Origin of the sequence: Kitasatospora azatica KCTC 9699 (assembly GCF_000744785.1) — a bacterium.
GTDB classification, from domain to species: domain Bacteria; phylum Actinomycetota; class Actinomycetes; order Streptomycetales; family Streptomycetaceae; genus Kitasatospora; species Kitasatospora azatica.
This window is the reverse complement of record NZ_JQMO01000002.1, coordinates 1,010,437-1,029,009: the sequence shown is the minus strand read 5'-3', so window position 1 is coordinate 1,029,009 and position 18,573 is coordinate 1,010,437. Positions and strand designations below refer to the sequence as shown.

The 18,573-nt window shown below is 70.3% G+C and carries 12 protein-coding genes and 3 pseudogenes; 9 read left to right on the top strand and 6 right to left on the bottom strand.

From position 1 onward, the window contains the following. Positions 1-159: 159 nt before the first annotated feature. Together BR98_RS04815 and BR98_RS04810 are read right to left on the bottom strand one after the other, a co-directional pair. Complete coding sequence (locus BR98_RS04815; protein ID WP_051969305.1) at positions 160-1,581, bottom strand: non-reducing end alpha-L-arabinofuranosidase family hydrolase; 1,422 nt, start codon at positions 1,579-1,581, stop codon at positions 160-162. Positions 1,582-1,697: 116 nt separating this feature from the next. Then, a pseudogene (locus tag BR98_RS04810) lies at positions 1,698-3,161 on the bottom strand (endo-1,4-beta-xylanase); the annotation flags it as partial. 173 nt (positions 3,162-3,334) lie between these two features. Here BR98_RS04810 and BR98_RS42255 point away from each other — a divergent pair. The 5 genes from BR98_RS42255 to BR98_RS04790 all read left to right on the top strand — a co-directional run bounded on the left by BR98_RS42255 (position 3,335) and on the right by BR98_RS04790 (position 9,838). After that, positions 3,335-3,475, top strand: coding sequence for a hypothetical protein (locus BR98_RS42255; RefSeq protein WP_157537401.1), 141 nt, complete (start codon positions 3,335-3,337; stop codon positions 3,473-3,475). Positions 3,476-4,408: 933 nt separating this feature from the next. Continuing rightward, entirely contained in the window at positions 4,409-5,704 is a 1,296-nt protein-coding gene (locus BR98_RS04805; protein WP_035840432.1) for an ABC transporter substrate-binding protein, read from the top strand. Between the two features lie 131 nt (positions 5,705-5,835). Continuing rightward, positions 5,836-6,651: a carbohydrate ABC transporter permease gene (locus BR98_RS04800; RefSeq protein WP_407639438.1), complete on the top strand. Its 816-nt coding sequence runs from the start codon at positions 5,836-5,838 to the stop codon at positions 6,649-6,651. After that, entirely contained in the window at positions 6,651-7,469 is an 819-nt protein-coding gene (locus BR98_RS04795) for a carbohydrate ABC transporter permease (RefSeq protein ID WP_035840429.1), read from the top strand. The genes BR98_RS04800 and BR98_RS04795 overlap by 1 nt, the downstream gene beginning before the upstream one ends. Positions 7,470-7,477: 8 nt before the next feature. Then, entirely contained in the window at positions 7,478-9,838 is a 2,361-nt protein-coding gene (locus tag BR98_RS04790; protein ID WP_035842972.1) for a beta-xylosidase/alpha-l-arabinosidase, read from the top strand. A 154-nt stretch (positions 9,839-9,992) separates the two neighbouring features. Here BR98_RS04790 and BR98_RS04785 read toward each other — a convergent pair whose 3' ends face one another. After that, positions 9,993-10,997 (bottom strand): LacI family DNA-binding transcriptional regulator, encoded by a 1,005-nt coding sequence (locus BR98_RS04785; protein ID WP_035840426.1) that lies wholly within the window; start codon positions 10,995-10,997, stop codon positions 9,993-9,995. Between the two features lie 311 nt (positions 10,998-11,308). Between BR98_RS04785 and BR98_RS04780 the strand changes: the two genes are divergently transcribed. Next, positions 11,309-13,183: an ABC transporter ATP-binding protein gene (locus BR98_RS04780; protein ID WP_035840423.1), complete on the top strand. Its 1,875-nt coding sequence runs from the start codon at positions 11,309-11,311 to the stop codon at positions 13,181-13,183. Then, entirely contained in the window at positions 13,180-15,012 is a 1,833-nt protein-coding gene (locus BR98_RS04775; RefSeq protein WP_083975983.1) for an ABC transporter ATP-binding protein, read from the top strand. The genes BR98_RS04780 and BR98_RS04775 overlap by 4 nt, the downstream gene beginning before the upstream one ends. Before the next feature lie 105 nt (positions 15,013-15,117). Here the strand turns inward: BR98_RS04775 and BR98_RS42765 are convergent. Both BR98_RS42765 and BR98_RS42760 read right to left on the bottom strand, forming a co-directional pair. Beyond that, positions 15,118-15,846 (bottom strand): annotated as a pseudogene (locus BR98_RS42765) (putative Ig domain-containing protein); the annotation flags it as partial. 198 nt (positions 15,847-16,044) lie between these two features. Continuing rightward, a pseudogene (locus BR98_RS42760) lies at positions 16,045-16,482 on the bottom strand (trypsin-like peptidase domain-containing protein); the annotation flags it as partial. Between the two features lie 709 nt (positions 16,483-17,191). Here BR98_RS42760 and BR98_RS40080 point away from each other — a divergent pair. Beyond that, positions 17,192-17,743: a glyoxalase superfamily protein gene (locus BR98_RS40080; protein WP_035840418.1), complete on the top strand. Its 552-nt coding sequence runs from the start codon at positions 17,192-17,194 to the stop codon at positions 17,741-17,743. Here BR98_RS40080 and BR98_RS42460 read toward each other — a convergent pair. Then, positions 17,688-18,392, bottom strand: a complete 705-nt coding sequence (locus BR98_RS42460) for a helix-turn-helix domain-containing protein (protein ID WP_407639415.1) — start codon at positions 18,390-18,392, stop codon at positions 17,688-17,690. The genes BR98_RS40080 and BR98_RS42460 overlap by 56 nt on opposite strands. On the opposite strand from BR98_RS42460, the gene BR98_RS04760 reads away from it, so the two are divergent. Next, positions 18,282-18,560, top strand: a complete 279-nt coding sequence (locus BR98_RS04760; protein ID WP_232247243.1) for a hypothetical protein — start codon at positions 18,282-18,284, stop codon at positions 18,558-18,560. The two genes, BR98_RS42460 and BR98_RS04760, sit on opposite strands and share 111 nt — an antisense overlap. The last annotated feature ends 13 nt before the right edge of the window (positions 18,561-18,573 follow it).

The following is an 18,573-nucleotide window of genomic DNA, read 5'->3' as shown; positions in this document are numbered from 1 at the left end:
TCCCGGCTTGCTCAGCGGCGAACCGGGACCCCGGCCGTAGGCCGCTTCCGCTCCCGGCGGGAGCGGCCTTTCCGGTGCTCGGTCAGCCGGTCCACACGCACGTGGAACCCCAGCCGACGGACGGCTGGGGTTCCATGCGATCGCGGTGGACCTGACGGGTCAGTGCTGGAGGGTGAGGACGCCCGGTCGCCAGGGGAGTTGGTCGTAGGGGCCGCCGGCGTTGGGGGACTTGCCCTGGTAGAGGAGCTGGAGGTTGCAGGGGTCGATGGTCATGGTCTGGTCGGGGTTGTTGCGGACCAGGTCGCCGTGGCTGATGTCGTTGGTCCAGGTGGCGCCGCTGTTGGCCTTGCCCGCGAAGGGGTTGTTCTCGCTGGCGGCCTGCGGGGTCCAGGAGCCGTTGAGGCTGGAGGCGGTGAAGGAGCGGAAGTAGCGGCCGCCGGAGCCCTGTGCCTCGACGATCATGAGGTACTGGTTCTGGTCCTTGACCTTGTAGACCTGCGGTGCCTCGAACAGGTTGTTCACCGAGTCGCTCATGACGGTGGTGTAGGAGGAGCCGAAGCTGCTGGGGAAGTTCCCGATCGGCATGCTGGCCCGGTAGATGCTGCCGTTGTCACCGGCGAAGAACAGGTACATGTTCTGGCCGTCGGCGATGAGGGTCTGGTCGATCGGGCCGGTGCCGGAGTTGGGGATGCTGCCGGTGAACAGCGGCTGCGGTGCGGACCAGCCGTTGGGGTTGGTGGGGTCGCTGGAGGTACGGTAGATGAAGGGCCACTGGCCCCACTGGTAGGCCAGTACCCAGATGTTCTTGGGCGCGAAGTAGAACAGGGTGGGGGCCACTGTGGCCTGGCCCATGCCGGTCTGGCCGGCCGAGGCCATGTCCGACCAGTTGGTGAAGGGGCTGAACATCATCGAGCCGTACGAGGATCCCGACACGTTCGAGGCGTAGACGAGGTGCTTGCCGTTGTACACGACGTCGGTGAAGTCCTTGAGCGAGACCCAGCCGTTCGCCGGTTGGGCGAGCGAGCCGGTCGAGGACCAGCGGTAGGTCGAGGGCAGGGAGCAGTTGCCGGGCGGGGTCGTCCCGGACAGGCCGGTCCATTGTTGGTTGCTGTGGCCGTTGCAGGTCCAGATCTCGACCGCTGTGCCGTTGGCGGTGGCGGCGCCGGTGACGTCGAGGCACAGTCCGGACTCGACTCCGACGATGGTGCCGTCGGAGTTCACCCGCCACTGCTGGTTCGCTCCGCCGGTGCAGCTCCAGATCTGTACCCGGGTGCCGGCGGTGGTGGCGTGGTTCGGGACGTCCAGGCACTTGTTGCCGTAGACGGTCAGCTGGTTGGCGGACGTCGACGTCCACTGCTGGTTCGTCCCGTTCGAGCAGTCGTAGATCTGCAGGGACGCGCCGTCGGTCTGGCTGGCGTTCTGCACGTCGAGACACCGACCGGAACCCGTGCCGCGCAAGGCGCCGGTGGTGGCTGCCTGAGCGGGGTTGGCGACGAGCAGTGCCGCCAACGCCGCCACGGCCGCGACGACGGCAGTGAGCACTGCGGACAGCTGCCTACGACTGGAAGTTCGTCTGCGCATGGGGACCTTCCTCTAGGTATGGATGGTGCTGTTGACGCGACGGTGTTAGCGCTGCCATTTCTTGGTGGCCGTGAGCGCCGCGTCGCGATGGTGGCCGGCGGCTCAGGTCAACGGAACGTCCAGTGCTGGTTGGCGCCGCTGTTGGAGTCCCAGATCTGGACGGGAGTGCCGTTGGCGGTCTGGCTGCCGGGGGTTTCCAGGGCTCGGCCGCTGGCGGCGTTGGTCAGGGTGTAGGAGCCGTCGCTGTTCTGGGCGGCCTTCCAGTGCTGGTTGGCGCCGCCGTTGGAGTCCCAGACCTGCATCCTGGTCCCGTTGCCCGTCTGGTTGCCCGGCTCGTCCAGGGCCCGGCCGCTGGCGACGTTGGTCAGGGTGTAGGAGCCGTCGCTGTTCTGGGTGGCCCGCCACTGCTGGTTGGTGGCGCCGTTGGCGTCCCACACCTGGAGCTGGGTGCCGTTGCCGTTCTGGCCCGCCGGCTCGTCGAGAACGCGCCCGGCGGCCACGTCGGAGAGCGTGTAGACGGCGCCGGAGGTGATGCCGCCCGGAGGATTGCCGCCGCTGCCGCCGCCCAGGGTGGTGAGCACCGAGTTGTAGGCGGGCTTCTTGTTGCCGTTGTTGTCGAACAGCAGCGGGTTCTCGCCGGTGCGCCAGGAGTCGCTGTCGCGGATGCCCCACACCGTGATGCCCGTGCAGCGGGCGACGTTGAGGCAGGCCTTGACGGTGTTGCCGTACGCGGTGGGGGATGCCTGCGCGATGTCGAGCTCGGTGATCTGGACGTCCACGCCGAGCGCGGCGAAGTTGGACAGGGTGGTCTGGAAGGAGGCCGGCGGCCCGCCGGCGCCGAAGTGGCTCTGGAAGCCGACGCAGTCGATGGGCACGCCACGGGACTTGAAGTCCTTGACCATGGCGTAGACGCCCTGGGTCTTGGCGTCGGACCAGTTCTCGATGCTGTAGTCGTTGTAGCAGAGCTTGGCCGAGGAATCGACGTCCCGAGCGGTGCGGAAGGCCTCCTCGATGAAGCCGTTGCCCAGCACGTTCTGGAACACCGAGCTGCGGTGCCGGCCGCTGCCGTCGTCGGCGAAGGCCTCGTTGACCACGTCCCAGGCGTAGATCTTGCCCTTGTAGTGGGTCATCTCCTGGGTGATGTGGTTGTCCATCACGCTGCGCAGGGTGTTGGCGTCGCCGATGGAGCCGACCCAGCCGGGCAGTTGGGAGTGCCAGACCAGGGTGTGGCCGCGCATGCGCTGGCCGTGTGCGGTGGCGTGGCTGACGATCGAGTCGGCGGGGGCGAAGTTGAACGACCCGCGGGAGGGTTCGGTGGTGTCCCACTTCATCTCGTTTTCCGGGGTGATCATGTTGAATTCCCGGTCGAGAATGGTGGAGTACGTCGAGTCCCCGAGCCTGCCCGAGGCCGCTGCCGTGCCGAAGTAGCGGCCGCTGCCGGCCGCCGCCGCGCCGAGCGTGGTCGCCCCGGCGGCATGGGCTGCGGGAATCGCGGTGACGGCCGTGGCCGAGCTGACGACCAGGCAGGCGGCGGCCGTGAGGGCCTTGCGGAGAGGGGGCTTCTTGGTGAACCAAGGCATGACGGATCGTCCTTCGTGGGTGGGGGATGCCTTTCGCTGTGCTGTCGCTTGACGCGCTGCTCACGCCACCGGACGGTTCGACCGATCGGGGACCGGCCTGGCTGTCCGCGAACTGACCGTTAGCGCTAACACCGTTGGGGGTGGCGACGAGGGTCCGGGCGTGGGGGTAGGACGTGTTGACGTTCCAGGTCGAGCCGATCCTCTCCGGGGAGGGGACCTGCACGGTCACCTTCCAGGAGTTCGACCCGGCGACCGAGACCTTCAGGTTGCAGCGGTCGCTCCACGAGGCGCCGGCGGAGAGCGTCGCGGTGTAGCCGCCGCCCGTGTGGCCGCCGCCCCCGCCGGTGGGGGAGCCCAGGGTGATGTTGGAGCCGCCGCGAGGGCCGGTGCGAGGGCCTGCGCGAGTACGCGCGTCCTGCCGGCGATCCGCCGGAGGCGGCCGGCCCTGCGGCTCTTGGGGTGGAGGGAGTTCACTGGGGTGATCCGTCCTGCCGATGGGTGGGGGTGTGCGCAGCCCCACGCCACCGGTGACCGTGGGGGTCGGCCGGACGGTGTCGCGCGGCGGTGCACGAATCGACGTGTCATCAACCTCGCTGCGTCCACAGCAGGTTGGCGAATGCGACCCGGATCCAAGGCCACTCGGACTTGTCGACGGCGCCAGTGTTGGCCTGCGCTCGACAGGCTGTCAACACTTTCGACCGGGTTGCCGATAGATTCGCAGGTCGTGGAGCTCGCCCCTGCTCAGGAAGGCGCTGGTCAGGTGGCTGACGCCCGATGCAAACCCAAGGTCCTGGCCGACACCTCGTCAAAAGGCTGAAACTTACAGCCAGTAACCCGTCGAAAGTTTTGCCGCCGCAGCGGCCTACTCGGCTCTCGGTGCCGGCCGGCGCTTCGTGAAGCGGTTGCCGAACCTCCCGGCCGGACGGCGCGCGCGCCGAAGGTGAGGCTGCCCGCCCGGTTGGTCAACGGGCCGGTGGTCGTCATCGGTTCACGCCCAGGGTTTGGGGGGAGGACCTATTCATCATGCCGAGCAACAAATTAGTGTTCCGGGGTGGGTGCGACAAGGGGTGGGTCGGCTGGTCGAAAGTTTCGGGAGCAGCGGGGGGTGAGATGCAGCCGTGCACACTGGTGGCGGATCACGCTTCCGTAACCCTCGGTGCCAGGGGTTGACCCGCAACATGCTCGCAACCTAGCGTCCGGCGAACAGGGATTTCGACAATCAGACCGAAACTTTCAGGGGAGTTCTGATGGAGAGACGCTCTTTCGCCGTTGCGCTCGGCTTGACCGTGGCCATCGTGGGGATGACCGCCTGCGGCAGCGGCGGCTCCTCTTCCGCCGGTGGGGACTCCGGCACGATCCACGTGCTGGTCTACGGAGACGCCAGCAACAAGGTCGAGAAGCAACTGGTCGAGACCTTCAACAAGACCTCGAAGGTCAAGGCCGTCCTGGACACGATTCCCGGCGCGGACTACCAGGCCAAGCTCAACACCGTCATCAGCACCCCCCAGGCGCCGGACGTCTTCTTCAACTGGGGTGGCGGCAGCATCCAGCCCTACGTGAAGTCCGACCTGCTGCTCCCGCTGGACGACATGATCGCCGCAGACCCGAAACTGAAGAGCGACTTCCTGCCCTCGGTGTTCAACACCGCGGTGATCGACGGCAAGTCCTACGGCATCCCGATGCGCGGCACCCAGCCCGTGCTGCTGTTCGACAACAAGAAGGTGCTCGCCGCCGCCGGCCTGAGCGTCCCGAAGACCTGGGACGACCTGCTGGGCGCCGTCCAGGCGCTCAAGGCCAAGGGCATCACCCCGTTCGCCCTCGGCGGCGGCGACCAGTGGCCGACCCTGATGTGGTACGAGTACGTCTTCGACCGCGTGGCGGGCCCCGAGCTGTTCCAGAAGGCGCTGGCCGGCGACAAGAGCGCCTGGGAGAGCGCGGACGCCAAGAAGGCCCTGGGCATGCTCAAGCAACTGGTTGACGCCGGCGCGTTCGGCTCGAACTTCGACTCCGTCAAGTTCACCGACGGCGGCTCCCCGGCCCTGCTGGCCAAGGGCAAGGCGGCCTTCGAGCTGATGGGCTCCTGGGAGTACGCCACCCAGCAGGACGCCAGCCCCGACTTCGCCAAGAACGACCTCGGGTACAGCAACTTCCCCGGTATCGCCGGCGGCAAGGGCGACCCGGCCGACGTGGTCGGCAACACCAACAACTTCTACTCGGTGCTGAAGAAGACCAAGCACCCCGATGCGGCGGCCGCCTTCTTGAAGCTCATGTACTCCGACGAGTTCGTGAAGGCGCAACTGGCGATCGGCAACCTGCCGACCACCACCAACACCGAGCAGTTCCTCGACACCGCGGCCAACCCCGACTACTCGAAGTACCAGTACAACCTGGTCAAGGCCGCCCCGTCGTTCCAGCTGTCCTGGGACCAGGCGTTCCCGCCGGCCGCCAACACGCCGATCCACACCGCCGTCCAGCAGTTCTTCAACGGCAAGCTCGACGTGGACGGCTTCATCAGGGCCATGCAGGCCCTGCCCGCCTCCTGAGACGAATCGCCATGAGGACTTCCTCCTTCGCGTCCGAGTACGGCCACCGCCTGCGGGCGGGAGGCCGGACCGGCGTCGGGGTGACCCGCCCGGGCCTTGCCTGGGCGGTGCCCGCGACGGTGTTCTTCCTGATGTTCGCGATCGTGCCGCTGGTGCTGGTGGGGGTGCTCTCCTTCACCAGCTGGAACGGTGTCGACGCGCCCCGGTTCAACGGCCTCGCGAATTGGACCAAACTGCTGCACGACCCGGTGATGACGCAGAGCGTCTGGCTGACCCTGGTGCTGACGGTGGCCGGCGTGGTCGTGCAGACCCCGGTGAGCATCCTGCTGGGCGTGTGGGCGGCCGGTCACCAGCGCAACCGCGCCGTGCTGTCCGCGATCTTCTTCATCCCGTTGCTGCTGTCCGCGACCGCGATCTCGGTGGTCTGGCGCGCCATCCTCGACCCCAACTTCGGTGTGCCCTCCCAGCTGGAGTGGCTGTTCGGCGACGGCAACCTGATGGGCAGCCAGAGCAGCGCCGTCGCGGTGCTGACCTTCGTCGGCCTGTGGCAGTGGACGCCCATGCACGCGCTGCTCTACCAGGGCGGTGCCCGGGCCATCCCGCAGGTGCTCTACCAGGCGGCGTCGATCGACGGCGCGGGCAGGGTACGGCAGTTCTTCCACATCACCCTGCCGCAGCTGCGCAACACCATGATCACCTCGGTCATCCTGATGCTGGTCGGCGGCCTCACCACCTTCGACACCGTCCTCATCCTCACCCAGGGCGGCCCCGGCACCGACACCACCAACAGCGCCTTCTACATGTACCAACAAGCGTTCAAGCGCTTCGACTTCGGAGCGGGCTCGGCCATCGCCCTGGTCCTCGTGGTGGTCGCCACCCTGATCTCGCTCGCCGTCGTGCGCCTGTCCGGCTACGACAAGATGCGCAGCACCACGGAGGGACTCTGATGCGACGGCGTCCCAACCACCTCGCCGGGCTCGGCTCGCTGGTCTGGCTGGCCCTGGTCGGCTTCCCGCTGTACGTCCTGCTGATCTCGACGTTCCGGACCCGGGCCAACTACTCCTCGCAGGGGCCGCTCACCTTCCCCTCGCAGCTGACCCTGCAGAACTACCTGGACGACTTCTCCAACGGCTTCGGCCAGGACTTCCTGAACACGCTGCTCGTCACCGTGAGCGTGGTCGCGATCGTGCTGCTCGTCGTGCCACCGCTCGCCTACGCGATCGTGCGCGCCCGGGGCAGGACCATCGGCACGGTGTTCCGGATCTTCCTGCTGGGGCTGGCGATTCCGGCGCAGGCCGTGATCGTGCCGATGTTCTACGTCATCAGCAAGGCCGGCCTCTACGACAACCTGCTCGGCGTCATCCTGCCCACCGCGGCGTTCTGCCTGCCGGTGTGCACGCTGGTCCTCACCGGCGCCATGCGCGACATCACCAGCGAGCTCTACGAGGCCATGGCCGTGGACGGCGCCACCCCGTGGCGAGTGTTCTGGCAGCTGGTGCTGCCGCTGTCCAAGGGCGGCCTCTCGTCCGTCGTGGTCTTCGCCGCACTGCAGGCGTGGAACGGCTTCCTGTTCCCCCTGATCCTCACCCAGTCGGAGAGCACCAAGGTCATCACCCTCGGCCTGTACAACTTCCAGACCGAGCACGGCGTCGACGTGCCCGGCCTGCTCAGCGCCGTCGTGCTGTCGATGCTCCCCATCTTCATCGTCTACCTGTTCGCCCGACGTGCCCTGGTCCAGGGCCTCATGGGCGTCGGGGGAAAGTGACCGGCAACATGAACCAGGTCGCCCCGTCCGCTGACCCGACTGCCCGTTGGCGCGACCGCGCGCTCAGCCCCGAGGAGCGCGCGGACTCGCTGATCGCCGAGATGACGCTGCCGGAGAAGCTGGCCCAGCTCGTCGGCGTCTGGGTCGGCGCCTCCGACGAAGGCGGCGACGTGGCCCCGCACCAGCACGACATGGAGGAGCCGCCCGATCTCGACGAGCTGCTCCCGTCCGGGCTGGGCCAGCTCACCCGGTCCTTCGGCACGGTGCCGGTCGACCCGGCGCTGGGCGCGCTCTCGCTGGCCCGCGGCCAGCAACGCATCGCCGCCGCCAACCGGTTCGGCATTCCCGCCCTCGCGCACGAGGAGTGCCTGGCCGGCTTCGCCGCCTGGGGCGCCACCGTCTACCCGGTGCCGCTCTCCTGGGGTGCCACCTTCGACCCGGGCCTGATCCGGCGGATGGCCGAGGCCATCGGCCGCGACATGCGCGCGGTCGGCGTCCACCAGGGCCTCGCACCGGTCCTCGACGTCGTCCGCGACGCCCGCTGGGGGCGGGTGGAGGAGACCATCGGCGAAGACCCCTACCTGGTCGGCACGGTGGCCACCGCCTACGTGCAGGGCCTGGAGTCCGCGGGCATCGTCGCCACGCTCAAGCACTTCGCCGGCTACTCCGCCTCGCGCGCCGGACGCAACCTGGCCCCCGTCGGCATGGGCGGGCGCGAGCGAGCCGACGTGATCCTGCCGCCCTTCGAAATGGCGGTCCGCGAAGGCCGGCCCCGTTCGGTCATGCACGCCTACACCGACACCGACGGCATCCCCTCGGCCGCCGACGAGGCCCTGCTGACCGGGCTGCTGCGCGACACCTGGGGCTTCGAGGGGACGGTGGTGGCCGACTACTTCGGCATCGCCTTCCTCAAGGTGCTGCACGGTGTCGCAGGCGACTGGGCCGAGGCCGCCGCCCTCGCCCTGGCCAGCGGCGTGGACGTGGAGCTGCCGACGGTCAAGACCTTCGGGGAGCCGCTGCTGCGCGCCGTCGAGGACGGGACCGTGCCCGAGGCGCTGGTGGACCGGGCGCTGCGCCGGGTCTTGGCGCAGAAGGCCCAGCTCGGCCTGCTGGACCCGGACTGGGACGCCGTCCCGGCGGCACTCGCCGGCCGCCGCCTCGACGACCCGCGCGAGCTGCGCGGATCGGTCGACCTGGACCCCCCGGAGAACCGCGCCCTGGCCCGGGAGATCGCCGATCAGGCCGTGGTGCTGCTGCGCAACGACGGCACCCTGCCGCTGCGCGGCCCCCGCCGGATCGCGCTGATCGGCCCCAACGCCGACACCCCGACCTCGGTGCTGGGCTGCTATGCCTTCCCCGTGCACGTCGGCAGCCAGCACCCCGAGGTACCGGTCGGCATCGAACTGCCCACCCTGCGCCAGGCGCTGGCGGCCGAGTTCCCCCACAGCGAGATCCGGACCGCCACCGGGGCGAGCGTCGACGGGCTCGACGCGTCCGGCTTCCCCGAGGCCGTCGAGGAGGCTCGGCAGGCCGACGTCGTGATCGTCGCCCTCGGCGACCGGGCCGGCCTGTTCGGGCGCGGTACCAGCGGCGAGGGCTGCGATGTCGAGTCCCTCGAACTGCCCGGCGTGCAGAGACAGTTGCTCGACGCCCTGCTGGACACCGGCAAGCCTGTCGTCCCGGTACTACTGGCCGGCCGGCCCTACGCCCTGGGGCGCGCGGTGACCGAGGCGGCGGCCCTCGTGCAGACCTTCTTCCCCGGCGAGGCCGGGACGGAGGCCGTCGTCGCCGTGCTCAGCGGCCGGACCAACCCCTCGGGCCGACTGCCCGTCAGCATCCCGGCCCGGCCGGGCGTGCAGCCCTCCACCTACCTCGCCGCCCGCCTGGCCGGCCCCAGCGAGGTGTCCAGCACCGACCCCACCCCGGCGTTCGGATTCGGGCACGGCATCGGTTACACGACCTTCGCCTGGACCGACCTGGCGATGGAGCGGGCCGACGCCACGACCGCCGGGGCGGTCGACCTCGCGTTCACCCTGCGCAACACCGGTGACCGCAGCGGCAGCGAGACCGTCCAGCTCTACCTGCACGACCCCGTCGCCAGCGTGGTCCAGCCGGTGCAGCGGCTGATCGGCTACCGGCGGATCACCCTCGACGCGGGCGAGGAGACCCGCGTCCGGGTCAGCGTCCCGGCCGACCTCGCGTCCTTCACCGGGCGCGACGGCCGACGCATCGTGGAGCCGGGGGAGCTGGAGCTGCGCCTCGCCGCCTCCAGCACCGACCTCCGGCTCACCGCCACCGTCCGGCTGGACGGGCCGGTCCGCGTTCTGGACCACACCCGGCGCCTGCACGCGGACTTCCACTCCGCCTGACGGCCGTCCCCGTAGGCCACCGGCTCGGCGCCCTGGAGCCGGGATTGCATCCTTTCGCACCGCCACGGGGTGGGCGGCCGGCGCCACACCACGCCGGGGGCGGCTCCCCGGCGACCGCACCGCTCCGCACTCGGCCGGGGAGCCCGGGGCTCCGTCAGTCCCTTCGCGGCGGGGCGGTGCTGCCGCGCTCGACCAGGGTGGTGGCGAGGTCCACTCGTACGGTCCCGGGCTGCACCCCGCGGGCCAGGTCGATCACCAGGCGGGTCGCCACCTCGGCCATCTCGGTCAGTGGCTGACGGACGGTGGTCAGGGGTGGGCCCACCCAGCGGGCCGGCGGGAGGTCGTCGAAGCCCACCACGCTGAGGTCCTCCGGAATGCGCAGCCCCAGCTCGCGGGCGGCCTCGTACAGCCCGAACGCCTGCAGGTCGTTCCCGGCGAACACGGCGGTCGGCCGGTCGGCCAAGCCCAGCAGCTCCAGACCGATCCGCCGTCCGGACTCGTGCTGGAAGTCGCCCTCCTTGACCAGTTCGCTCGCGTACGGGATGCCCGCCATGTCGAGCGCCGCGCGGTAGCCGTCGGCCCTGGCGCGGCTGCACATCATCCGGGCGGGGCCGCCGATCAGGCCGATTCGCCGGTGGCCGAGGTCGAGCAGGTGCCGGGTGGCGGCCAGACCGCCGTCCCAGTTGGTGGTGCCGACAGCCGGTATCCCCTGGCCCGGGTCGCCGGCCGGGTCCAGCACCACGAACGGGATGTTCCGGCTGGTCAGCTGCTCGCCCAGTGCGCGGTCCAGATCGGACAGCACCAGCACCACGCCGGTCGGGCGGCGGGCGAGCACGCCGTCCATCCAGGACTGACCGGGGCTGAGGCGTCCGGCGGATTCGGAGAGCACGATGCTCAACCCCTCCTCGCGCACCGCGTTCTCGACGCCGCGGATCACCTCCATCGCCCACGCGCTCTCCAGCTGGTGGAAGACCAGCTCCAGCAGCGGGCTCACCTGGCGGCCCCCGCGCCGCCGGTAGCCGTGGCGCTGGAGAAGCTCCTCCACCCGCTCGCGGGTGGCGGGAGCGACATCGGCGCGCCCGTTCGGGACTTTCGAAACAGTCGGCGCGGAAACCCCTGCCTCCTGCGCGATCTCGGCGAGTGTCGCCGCTCTGGTCACGAGGTCCTCCTGGAATGCCCCTGCTGGGCGTGGATGGCAGTACGGCAGGGATGCGACCGCACCGTACGGACTGGATGCTAGACCGCCGACGGGCCGGAGCAGATCCCGCCCGGGCTCCCGACGGGTGGCGAGGGTTGCCCTTCGATCTGTTGTAGTCGGAATGCTACTCGAAAGATTCGAAATGACGGGGAGCTCTGCTCGCCCAGCTTCGAGTCGTCGGACATTCGATGCCGATTCGATGAATTTCGACGGAACTCACATGCGGGGATTATGAGTTGACACGAGATCAGCATGGCTGGGAGATTTGACCAATGTTCGAGTCGAAGCGCTTCGACAATGCCGTTCGCTCGAGGGCGGATCACCTGACCCTGCTACTGCGCCCGCTGCTGGACGCGCGGCCACCGCTCCTGGCCGCCCTGGTCGGGCTCCTTCTCGTTCAGGCGGCGCTGCCGGCTGCCACCGCGCTGGCCACCGCGGCCCTGGTGGCCAGGGTGCAGAGCCATCCAGGTGCGGACCTGTCCGACGCCGCCTTCGCGCCCCTCGTCGCCTTCGGTTCCGTCCTGTTGCTCGGGCACGTGATCGAGGCGCTGACGGCCCCGCTGGGTCAGCTCGCCGCCCTCCGCATCGACGGGGCGCACCGGGCGAGGGTCCTGGGGTTCACCACGGCGAGCCCCACGATCGAAGCGCTCGAGACGCCGCAGGTGCAGCAGCTGATCCGCCGCGCCCGCGCCCAACCGGCCAACTGGACCGAGCGCACCCCGGCCGACGGCGCCCTGGGACGCCTGCGCCGCCTCGCCTCGCTCCTCGGCCTGGCCGGCGCCTGTGCGGTGCTGGCGCAGTACGTGTGGTGGGCTGTGCCGGTCCTGCTGGTGCCCGGAGCGGTCAACCAGTACCTGCGCAACCGGCAGGCGAACGTCTTCACGGCGGTGTGGCGCAAGGGCGTCGAGCACGGACTGCGCGCCGCGGCCTGGGAGGAGGCGCTCACCGCCGTCGGCCCCAGCATGGAGGTGCGGGTCTTCGGCTTCGGCGAGTGGATGGTCGAGCGCATCCAGCGGCACCTGCGGGCGATGTTCGAGCCCACCTGGGAGATGTCCCGCAGACTGCTGCGCAACGAGTGGAGCCAGTTCCTGCTGGTCGGCGCTCCGCTGGTGGTGGTGTACCTCGCGGTGACCCGGGAGGCGGCCCACGGGGCGGTCGGTGTGTCGGCCCTCACCGCGGTGCTGACCGCTTCCTGGTCGCTCGTGCAGTCGCTGGGCTACAGCGAGGACGTCCGCAACATCCGCGCCGCTACCGAAGGCATGCTGGCCTACCGTGAGCTGGCGGAGGTCCTCGGCCCGGAGGCCGGCGGCGCCCTCCCGGCGCCCCGTGGGCAGCGGCGGGCCGAGCCGCCGCTGGTCGCTTTCGAGGACGTGTCCTTCACCTACCCGGGCACCGAGCGCACCGTGCTGGACGGCCTGGACCTGGAGATCAGGCCCGGCGAACTACTGGCGGTGGTGGGGCTCAACGGCGCGGGCAAGTCCACCGTGATCAAACTGCTGTCGGGCCTCTACCGGCCCACTCGGGGCCGGATCACGGCCGACGGGACCGACATCGCCCAACTGGGCGCCGCCGGCTGGCGCGAGCACGTCTCGGTCGTCTTCCAGGACTTCGTCAAGTACCAGCTGTCGGCGGCCGACAACGTCGCGCTCGGACACGCCACCGTCCCCGTCGACCGGGCCGCCCTGGACGCCGCTGCGAAGGAGTCGGGCTTCGACGCGGTGTTGGAGCGGCTGCCGGACGGCTGGGACACCCCGCTCGCTCGCACCCGGACCGGCGGGGTCGACCTCTCCGGAGGCCAGTGGCAGCAGGCGGTGCTGGCCCGTGCCCTGTACGCGGTGCACACCGGCGCCGACCTGCTGGTCCTCGACGAACCCACCGCCCACCTGGACGTGCGCACCGAGTTCGACGTCTTCAACCGGCTCGCGGAGCACCGCGGCCGGGCCAGCGTGGTGCTGATCTCGCACCGGCTCTCCACCGTCCGGCAGGCCGACCGCATCGTGCTCCTCGACGGCGGGCGGATCACCGAGTCCGGCACCCACGACGAACTCATCGCCCTCGGCGGCCGGTACGCCGACCTCTTCGCCATCCAGGCCGAGCGCTTCCGGCTCGGCTACGACGATCGTACGGACGAAAGCGAACTCCTGTGACCCCGCCCCAGCAGCAGACCGAGTACCGAGCGACCGCACGGGACTACCTGGGGCTGGCCCGCGAACTGCTGGCCGTCTCCTACCACCGCTCACGGGCGCTGACGCTCGCCGTCCTGTTCACCCAGGCGCTGTCCCTGGTGACGGTCCCCGCCACCGCGCTGACCCTGCGCGCCGCCATCAACGGCGCGATCAGCGGCGATGCCGGTGCCGCCGTCGCCGGGGCGGTCGGAGCCGCCCTCGTCCACGCAGTCACCACCGTCCTCACCGATCTCGGCTTCAACCTCAAGGGCCAACTCGTGGACAAGGTCGCGGTGTTGGACCTACCGGCTGCGATCAACCGGGACATCGTGCTGCTGGACGGTCTGGAGCACGTGGAGCGCAGCGACTACCTGGACCGGGTGAACATCGTCCTCACCGCCCCCTGGGCCATCGTCAACGGCTTCTGGTCGGCGGTTACCGCCGCCTTCGGCGTGCTCCAACTGGGCGCCTCCCTCCTGCTGCTGGGCACGGTGAGCCCTTGGCTGCTGCTGCTGGTCCTGTTCGCCGCTGCCCCGCTCTGGTTCGACCGGCAGGGCCAGCGCCGCGTCAGCCGGGTCGAGACCGAGACGGCGGAGGCGGTCCGCCTCCAGAAGCACCTGTTCGACATCGCGGCGGAGGCGGCGGCCGCCAAGGAGATCCGGGTCGCCGGCGCCGGCGGCGAACTGGCCCGCCGCCAGGCCGCCGTGTGGGAGGAGGCCGCCGACCGCCGGTTCCGGGCCCAACTCCGCGCTGCCGCTTGGCGGGTGAGCGGATGGGCGCTCTTCACGGCCGGCTTCGTGGCCGCGCTGGCCGTGGTCATCCAGCGCACCGCGCGGGGACACGGCTCACCGGGCGACGTCGTCCTCGCCATCACCGTCGCGTCGACCATGCGCGGCTCGGTGGAGGCCGCCGTCGGCCGCACGACCGACTCCGTCGCCGCCCAGCGGTTCGTCGAGCCCTACCTGTGGCTGCGGCGGTTCGTGGCGCAACGGCGCACCCACGGCTCCGGCGAGCTCGCGACGCCGCCCCGGCTCACCGAGGGCATCGCCTTCGACCGGGTCAGCTACCGGTACCCCGGGACCGACCGGTTCGCGCTGGACGACGTGAGTTTCACCGTCCCGGCCGGGACGGTCCTCGCCGTGGTCGGCGAGTACGGCTCCGGCAAGACCACCCTGGTCAAGCTGCTCAACCGGTTCTACCAGCCGGACTCGGGGCGCATCACCGTCGACGGGGTGGACCTCGCCCGTTTCGACAGCGCCGGCTGGCACGCGCGCACCAGCGCCGCGTTCCAGGACTTCGGCCGCTACCACACCGTGTTCTCCGAGACCGTCGGCCTGGGCGACCTGCCGCACCTCGACGACCAGGAGCGCATCTACGAGGCACTGCGCGAGGCCGAGGCCGCCGGCTTCGTCGACCGGCTGCCCCAGGGGGTGAACACCTGGCTCGGCCGGGCCCTGGGCGGCGTGGAACTGTCCGAGGGGCAGTGGCAGAAGACCGCCCTGGCCCGGGCGACCATGCGCCGCGAGCCGCTGCTGTTCGTCCTGGACGAGCCCACGGCCTCCCTGGACGCCCCCAGCGAACAGGAGATCTTCCAGCGCCAGATGGCCCGTGCCCGCGAACTCGCGGCCCGCACCGGGGCGATCACGGTCATCGTCTCGCATCGGTTCTCGACCGTCACCGGCGCCGACCTGATCCTGGTGCTCGACCGGGGGCGGCTCGAGGAGATCGGTTCGCACCAGGAACTCCTGGCTCGACAGGGGCGCTACGCCGAGCTCTACGGCATCCAGGCGACGGCCTACGCCGGATCATGAGCAGCCGGCCGTACCCGGGCCGCCGGATTTCCGGCGCCCCGGGTACGGCCAGGGGTTTGCAGGTCGCAGCAGGTCGCAGCAGATCTCAGCAGGTCTCAGCTGGTGTCAGCTGGTCTGCAGCGCCGTGTCGTCCAGCACGAAGCTGGTCTGCAGCGAGGAGTCCTCGGTGCCGGTGAACTTCACCGTCACGCTCTGCCCGGCGTACCCGGACAGGTCGACGGTGTGCTGGGCGTAGCCGGTGGCCGCGTTGACGTTGGAGTAGCTCGCCACCGTGGTGCCGTTGGCCGTGACGGTGAGCTTGTCGTAGGCCGTGCTGCCGGTCTCCGCGGTGTCGATGTGCAGCCAGTAGCTCAGCGTGGCCTTGCAGCCGGTCGGGATGGTGACGGTCTGCGCGAGGCTGTCGGTGTGGCTGCTGCCGTAGCCGTCCATCCATGCCTTCCAGGACCCGGCGCGGGCCGACTCGCTGCTGGAGTTGTCGATCACGCCGCTGCTCGCCGTCCACGGGGAGGCGGTGCCGGTCTCGAAGCCCGGGTTGCCGAGCAGTTGGGCCGGGGTGCAGCCGGTGCCGACCGCGGTGACGGTCCAGTTGAAGGTGGCGGAGTTGCTGGCGCCGGTGGCGTCGGTGGCGGTCACCGCGACCGTGGAGGTGCCGGCCGCGGTCGGGGCGCCGGTGATCAGGCCGGCGGAGCTGACGGTGAGTCCGGCGGGCAGGCCGGTCGCGGACCAGGTGAGCGGGGCGGTGCCGCCGGTCGCGGTGAGCTGCAGGCGGGTGGCGCTGCCGACCACGGTGCTCTGCGCGCCGGGGTTCGTGACCGTGACGGCGCTGGTGCCACCCGGCTTGGTGAGCAGGCAGCCGCTGACGCCGAGGTCGATGGTGCGGTTGGCGGTCAGGCAGGTGGTGAACCAGTAGGTCTCCTCGCCGTAGCTCTGGCCCTTGGTCTCCGTGGTCGAGCCGTCGGCGGCCACCTCGCACGGGTTGTTCAGGGTGCACATCTGGCCGTCGTCGTTGCCGGTGTTGTTGATGCCGACCACCTGGCGGCTGGTGGCGTCGACGATGGGGGAGCCGGACGTGCCGTGCGTGGTGTTGCAGCCGAGGTTGTAGCGGATCGAGTCGTGCCAGCTCCACTGGTCCTCGCGCAGGGTGGGCACGAAGCCGTTGACCGAGCAGTTCCACACCTGCTGCCAGTAGCCGGACGGGACGAACATCGCCGAGCCGTCCACCGGGTGGCTGCTGCTGAGGGTCAGCGCGGTCGCCCCGTACTTGCTGGTGATCGAGGCGAAGGTGTCGGTCAGCTCGTAGAGCGTCACGTCGGTGCCGGTCATGGTCGCATACAGCACCTTGTCGGCGTTGACCGTGCCGAGCGAGGCGCCGCTGGAGCTCAGCAGGGTGCCGCTGCGGCTGGCGGGGGCGTTCTGGATCACGTCGCCGTAGTTGGGCATGGTGGGCAGACAGTGACCGTTGGTGAGCATCATCGCCCGGTCGGTGTTCTGCGACGTGGGGAAACGCACCAGTGAGGCCGAGCAGTCGTCCAGCGCGATCGTCGAGGTCAGGTCACCGGCGGCGGCCGCGTGGGCGGGGGCGGCCGTGACCGTCAACGTGCCCGCGACTATTGCCGCGGCGCCGAGCACGGCGGCAAGTCCCTTTAACATGGCTCTCCTTGTGGGGGATGGCCGGGCACACGACCTGGTGTGCGCACCCGGGCCGCTCGAAGCTGCCATGCCTACGTCAATCGCGTCAACGGTGCCGTCGGAATTGGTGCACCGGTTGCCGTGGGCATCCAGGGGCGGAAGCGGGCCGAACGAGTGCCCAGGTGTTCTCCCTGAACGCTGGCACCGCCCACGCCGTCGCGGAGTTCCTCCGCGCGGCGGGCGTCCAGGTCGTGGAGCTGCCCAGGCACGGCCTGCGCGCCGACCACGGTCTCGCGTGCTGATCTGCCCGGGAGGGTCGGACTGGAAGCCCTCGGGCGGGCTCGTGGATTGCACGAGATGAGCGCGGCGCCATAGTGGCGCGCCGTTCAGGTCAACCGATAGCATCGGAAACGGCCTGGTGCAGCCGGCCGCTCGCGCCTTTCAAGGTTGGGTGAATGCACCGTGGGTCGCCTCGCCTCGGCTCACTGAACGCGGCACCGGCCGACAACGCGAGCATCGGCAGGACGGGCCGCGTGGAAAGCCGGGCGCGATGACGTCCCCCACCACAGACCAGGCCAAGAAGCTGGCCAAACTGCTACGCGAGGACCTTGCCACAGCAGGGATCGAGATCCCGCACAGCCTCGCGCTCGAACTGATCGCCCACCAACTCGGCACCAGGGACTGGAACGTGCTCGCCGCTCTGGCCCGCCGGGCTGGGAGTCCTGGCGCGCCGGACATCAGCCCGGGCGTGCCGGTCCTGCGCGTCATGTCCGTCGCAGAGGCACTGCCGTTCTACCTTGACTACCTGGGCTTCGCCCTGGACTGGGAGCACCGGTTCGAGCCTGGGCTGCCACTGTACGTGCAGGTATCGCGCTCGTCAGCAGTGCTGCACCTCTCCGAGCACCACGGCGATGGCAGCCCCAACGGCGCGGTCTGGCTCCCGGTGCGCGACGTGGCCGCGCTGCACAAGGAACTGCTCGCCCGACCGAACGCGCCGGTACGTCCCGGAATCTCTCCGGACGCGCCCGGAGGCCCGACGCTTCAAGTCATCGACCCGTACGGCAACATCCTGAGATTCGCGCAGCCGCCATCCGCGCAGTAGCCGACCCCGGCGGAGCGCGCCGCAGCACGCGGCGCGCTCCGCCGAAAGTGCCGTGGCGCCGATACTCGAAATCCTGCCGCGCGGGTTCACCAGGGCGTACGGGATGCCCGGGATGGCGGCGCGAGCGGGCGGCGATCGCGGTCTTCTCATCGATCGAGAGCACGACCGCCCCCTCGGGCGGATCCAGGTAGAGCGCGCACACCTCGGCGACTCGCTGCCAGAAGTCGGGGGTGTCCCGGCGGGTCAGCCAGCCACGGACCTTGTGCGGCTTCAGATCCAGGCCGGCCAGGATCCGGCCGACCTGGGAAGCGGAGACCGATGTGAAGCACGTCCCGGCCACCCGCTGGGCGATCGCCCGGTGGGACCAGGTCGACTCCGGATACGGCGGCATGCTGGTCGCGGTAGCCACGATCGCCACGCGAACCTCGGGCCCGTAGGCCCTCGGCCGGCCCGAGCGTTCGGCATCCCGCAGGCCGCCCAGGCCCAAGGCGGCAAGCGGCAGCGCCTGAACCGCCGCGCCCGCGAACGTTGGCCGTACGTGGACGCCATCACGGTCTGCTTCCGCGCCGGATTCGCCTACGTGGCAGCCGAGTTGCCCGGCGGGCGGAGCCTGCCGCTGTGCCGCCTGCGCTTCACCGGCGTGCTGCACACCTGGGGCTTCGCCCTCTACCTCGCCAGCAACGACGGCTACAAGGACAACATCCGGCCCAGCGGACTGCCGGCCGGCCCCCCTGAAGAGGCCCTCGACTGCGCAGGGGACCTCTACCTCGCCGGACCGTTCTCTGACACGAGGTTGGTGCCGCCGAAGAAGTCGTAGCGCCCAGGCCGCG

What these genes read in the sequence shown, in the direction of transcription:
- BR98_RS04815 (WP_051969305.1), bottom strand. Translation starts at nt 1,581, where the DNA reads ATGCGCAGACGAACTTCCAGTCGTAGGCAGCTGTCCGCAGTGCTCACT.
- BR98_RS40080 (WP_035840418.1), top strand. Translation starts at nt 17,192, where the DNA reads ATGACGTCCCCCACCACAGACCAGGCCAAGAAGCTGGCCAAACTGCTA.
- BR98_RS04780 (WP_035840423.1), top strand. Translation starts at nt 11,309, where the DNA reads ATGTTCGAGTCGAAGCGCTTCGACAATGCCGTTCGCTCGAGGGCGGAT.
- BR98_RS04790 (WP_035842972.1), top strand. Translation starts at nt 7,478, where the DNA reads ATGAACCAGGTCGCCCCGTCCGCTGACCCGACTGCCCGTTGGCGCGAC.
- BR98_RS04805 (WP_035840432.1), top strand. Translation starts at nt 4,409, where the DNA reads ATGGAGAGACGCTCTTTCGCCGTTGCGCTCGGCTTGACCGTGGCCATC.
- BR98_RS04795 (WP_035840429.1), top strand. Translation starts at nt 6,651, where the DNA reads ATGCGACGGCGTCCCAACCACCTCGCCGGGCTCGGCTCGCTGGTCTGG.
- BR98_RS04800 (WP_407639438.1), top strand. Translation starts at nt 5,836, where the DNA reads ATGTTCGCGATCGTGCCGCTGGTGCTGGTGGGGGTGCTCTCCTTCACC.